Genomic DNA, 3333 nt, shown 5'->3' on the forward strand with positions numbered 1-3333 from the left:
TCATGTTCGTCCACACAGTTATAATGGTTATCGAACCCCATATGAAGCAAGGACGGCAGCATAAATTGATAAGCACTATTTTTTAGCCACAAGTGTTACAAAAAAGCTTGACCACAACAGTGAAAGATCAGATTACGATTGATCCGGCTGGATACATTATCGCAGATGAGAGTACCTGCACCAACATCCCCGGTGTATTCGCCGTTGGGGATGTCCGCACAAAGGCATTGCGGCAGGTCGTGACTGCTGTAGCCGATGGGGCAACCGCTGTTCACTATGCAGAGGAATATTTAGCAGGAGGAATATGAGATGAAAGAAAATATTAAAAAATGGCTGAAGCCAATTCTATTTACCGCAGGCGGCGCTCTGGTCGGCCTTGCATATTACTACTTTGTGGGATGCTCCACAGGAGCTTGTCCGCTAACTTCTAACCCTTTTATCACGATGGCCTATATGGGCTTTATCGGTTGGCTGTTGTCAGGTGTGTTCGGAAAGGGGTGCAGCGGTTCATGCAATATGCAGTAGCCTTCCTGGAGGGAATCATCACCTTCATATCGCCCTGACTGCTTCCTATGCTGCCCATCTATACCTCCTATTTTGCAGGCGGTGGGCAACACACCACAAAAAGACTTTGTTGGGCGCATTGGGATTTGTTAGTGGATTTACCGTAATTTTTGTAGCAATGGGCGCAGAAACCCTGCAGCGAGGAATTGACATGATTATTTCCGACAGGCGATAATCAGCATATTATATCAAAGTAAAATACAAAAAAGTAGCCACGATCCGCACCCTTTGGAGGAGTGCAGACCGTGGCTTTTTGCTTTAACGGAAGTTCTTCTTTTCCTCTTTCTCTTGTTCTTTTTCCTGCTCTTTCTGTCTGTCGATATTCAGAATCGTTTCAACCGTCCGCTTGGCAATCAGCAGTTCTTCTTTCTCTTTTCTGATCTGACGGTACTCCGCATAATCTTTCTTCTTCTGGACTGCCAGCTGATGAAACTCCTCATACAATGATTGCATGGACGGGAGCTTTGTAATCTGCAATTCGTCAAAGGCTTGCTTCGCCGCTTTATGAATTGTGATTTCCTGACGGTGTTCCTCAAAGAACTTTTTGCTATATCCAGACTTACGGTACTCGATATAGATTTGCCTTGTGCTGCGATAATTTTTGATGTGCTGCTGCAATGTCTGAACCTCAACCATTCGTTTCTCTGCGGTCTTGATAGAATCAGAAAGCGCATCGAACCGGGCAGACAGATTTTCAATATGATCGGTCAGATCGTCGTAGTTGCCTAAGCCTTTTTCTTTCAACTAAATGCTTATCTTGGGTGTTAGTTCCTTTAGGGTTCTCTATGCCGGTAACTTCATAGTATTCATCACTGTATTGTATTTTACTACCATCAAAATCTTTTTGAATGGATTTGACATATTCAAACGGATTTTCTATTGGTAACAAACTTAATGCCCGCTGTAGCTGTTGTGCCGCTGTCCTCTGCTCATCGGTCAGTATTTTTTCTTCGTTTGCCATGTGTTCTTCAAATTTATTTTTATCCATCCAAACGATTTGCTCCAATGGGTTAGCAGTACCACAAGCCAAGATTAAACGGATAAAATCTTCAAAATTTGCCGCTAATGGATATACATTTTGGTCTACACAACTTTCTGGATTGCAGGCAAATACCATTTCTCCATATTCCGGCAAAAAGCAATACAGAATACATCCTTCAAATCCGATTGGCTTTGCGTTGACGGGATAGCAAAAATACGGCTCTGCAATATCTCCATATTCTAAACATAAAAGTCCCTTATCTATGGGAAGTGCCATATACTTTTCGTAAATCGTTTCCATTGATGTGCCTCCACAAAATTCCGATTTGTCACTTTGTCTATGCTACAAATTATATCACATCGGTTTTTGAGAATCAATGTACGCAAGGGCAACCCGAAGGGTTCCTAAAGATTACTCTATAAAAACAACAGCCACACACCGTAATGCATGACTGCTATGTAAAAAGTTCGGAAAGAATTTTTGCAACCTGACACAATTTTCTGTTTTATAATCTCCGTCATCGTAAAAATATCTACCTCATCTGTATATGAAATGAGGTAGATAAATAATTTATGACTTAGATTTTTACATATCCTGTAGCCGGACCTGAACCGACCTTCGCAATGTACTCACGCTTAACTAAATCTGCCAGAGTGCGTTCCACCGTGGTTTTGCTTATATCAGGGTGAGCATCCATAATTTCTTTCTTTGTGATTTTACCAACTTTCTGATCAATCATCGCTTTAATTCTTTCGGGCTTAGAAAGAGTGCGGTTCTTTAAATGTTCTACACGGCTTTCAAATTCATTATATGCTTTCAACATGATACCCAGATAATACTTAACAAAAGGCTCATAGCTGTTCTCATTTTCATGCCATCCTGTCGAACTTGCCTGCAATGCTTCATAGTAAGTTTCCTTTGTTTTTTCAATCAACATTTCCATGCTGACATATTTTCCTACAATATATACTGCCTTATAGTACAAAAGAAGCGACAGTAAACGGCTCATGCGTCCATTTCCGTCATTGAAAGGGTGGATACAGAGGAAATCCAGAATAAACATAGGTATCAAAAGTAATCTATCAATTTTATCAGTATTCCATGCTTCTAAAAACTGTCTGCACAATTCATCCATAGCTTCCGCAGTCTGAAAGGCAGGAACCGGAATAAATCTTGCTTTCTGGTGACCTTCTGCATCTGTTTCTGCAATTACATTATCAGCATTTTTATATTCTCCACCGGAACCGGCGTAGGAATACAAATCACGATGAAGCTGCAAAATAATATTAGGTCTGGGCACAATATACTCATAGCTTTCGTGGATTGTAGAAAGCACCTCTCGGTAACCTGAGATTTCCTGCTCAGATCGGTTTCTTGGTTCTGCCTTTTGGCTGACCAATTCTTCCAATCTCTTATCTGTTGTATAAATACCCTCAATACGGTTAGAAGCACCTGTACTTTGAATCAAAGCGACTTCAAGAAGGGTTTTCACTTCATCAATATTAGCTTCCAAAAATAACTCTTGCTTACCTTTGTGCTCATGAATTTTTCCGATCATCTGCACAATTTCAGGAGTAAGCAACTTTTCTGGCTCTTTTATATAATCAAAAGCTCTCATGTTATCTACCTCATTTCAGATGAATATTACGGGTACTTTTACACCACTTGTCCGGATTGATGGAAACCGCTCTTCCGGTCATTAGGGAACCACTCTTATAATGGATGTAAGCATCGAATTTGATGCTAATTCATTATGAGGGAGGTCTTCATATGACCAAATATCGTGA

At 40.7% G+C, this 3333-nt stretch carries 4 protein-coding genes and 1 pseudogene; 2 read left to right on the plus strand and 3 right to left on the minus strand.

Annotation, left to right across the window (positions count from 1 at the left end):
- Window positions 1-128: 128 nt before the first annotated feature.
- Window positions 129-308, plus strand: a pseudogene (locus tag ABCW45_RS17555) (FAD-dependent oxidoreductase); the annotation flags it as partial.
- A 1-nt stretch (window position 309) separates the two neighbouring features.
- Window positions 310-525 (plus strand): DUF6132 family protein, encoded by a 216-nt coding sequence (locus ABCW45_RS17560; RefSeq protein WP_015552802.1) that lies wholly within the window; start codon window positions 310-312, stop codon window positions 523-525.
- A 297-nt stretch (window positions 526-822) separates the two neighbouring features.
- Here the strand turns inward: ABCW45_RS17560 and ABCW45_RS17565 are convergent, their stop codons facing one another.
- The 3 genes from ABCW45_RS17565 to ABCW45_RS17575 form a co-directional block, all read right to left on the minus strand.
- Entirely contained in the window at window positions 823-1308 is a 486-nt protein-coding gene (locus ABCW45_RS17565) for a hypothetical protein (RefSeq protein WP_343221280.1), read from the minus strand.
- Window positions 1259-1846 carry a hypothetical protein gene (locus ABCW45_RS17570; protein ID WP_343221281.1) on the minus strand — a complete coding sequence of 196 codons (588 nt, stop codon included), beginning with the start codon at window positions 1844-1846 and terminating at the stop codon, window positions 1259-1261. Before ABCW45_RS17570 ends, ABCW45_RS17565 begins: the two co-directional genes overlap by 50 nt.
- Window positions 1847-2123: 277 nt before the next feature.
- Complete coding sequence (locus tag ABCW45_RS17575) at window positions 2124-3164, minus strand: Fic family protein (RefSeq protein ID WP_343221282.1); 1041 nt, start codon at window positions 3162-3164, stop codon at window positions 2124-2126.
- Window positions 3165-3333: the final 169 nt, after the last annotated feature.

Origin of the sequence: Pilosibacter fragilis, from assembly GCF_032490495.1 — a bacterium.
In the GTDB taxonomy this organism is placed as follows: Bacteria; Bacillota; Clostridia; order Lachnospirales; family Lachnospiraceae; genus Pilosibacter; species Pilosibacter fragilis.

What these genes read in the sequence shown, in the direction of transcription:
- ABCW45_RS17560 (WP_015552802.1), top strand. Translation starts at nt 310, where the DNA reads ATGAAAGAAAATATTAAAAAATGGCTGAAGCCAATTCTATTTACCGCA.
- ABCW45_RS17570 (WP_343221281.1), bottom strand. Translation starts at nt 1,846, where the DNA reads ATGGAAACGATTTACGAAAAGTATATGGCACTTCCCATAGATAAGGGA.
- ABCW45_RS17575 (WP_343221282.1), bottom strand. Translation starts at nt 3,164, where the DNA reads ATGAGAGCTTTTGATTATATAAAAGAGCCAGAAAAGTTGCTTACTCCT.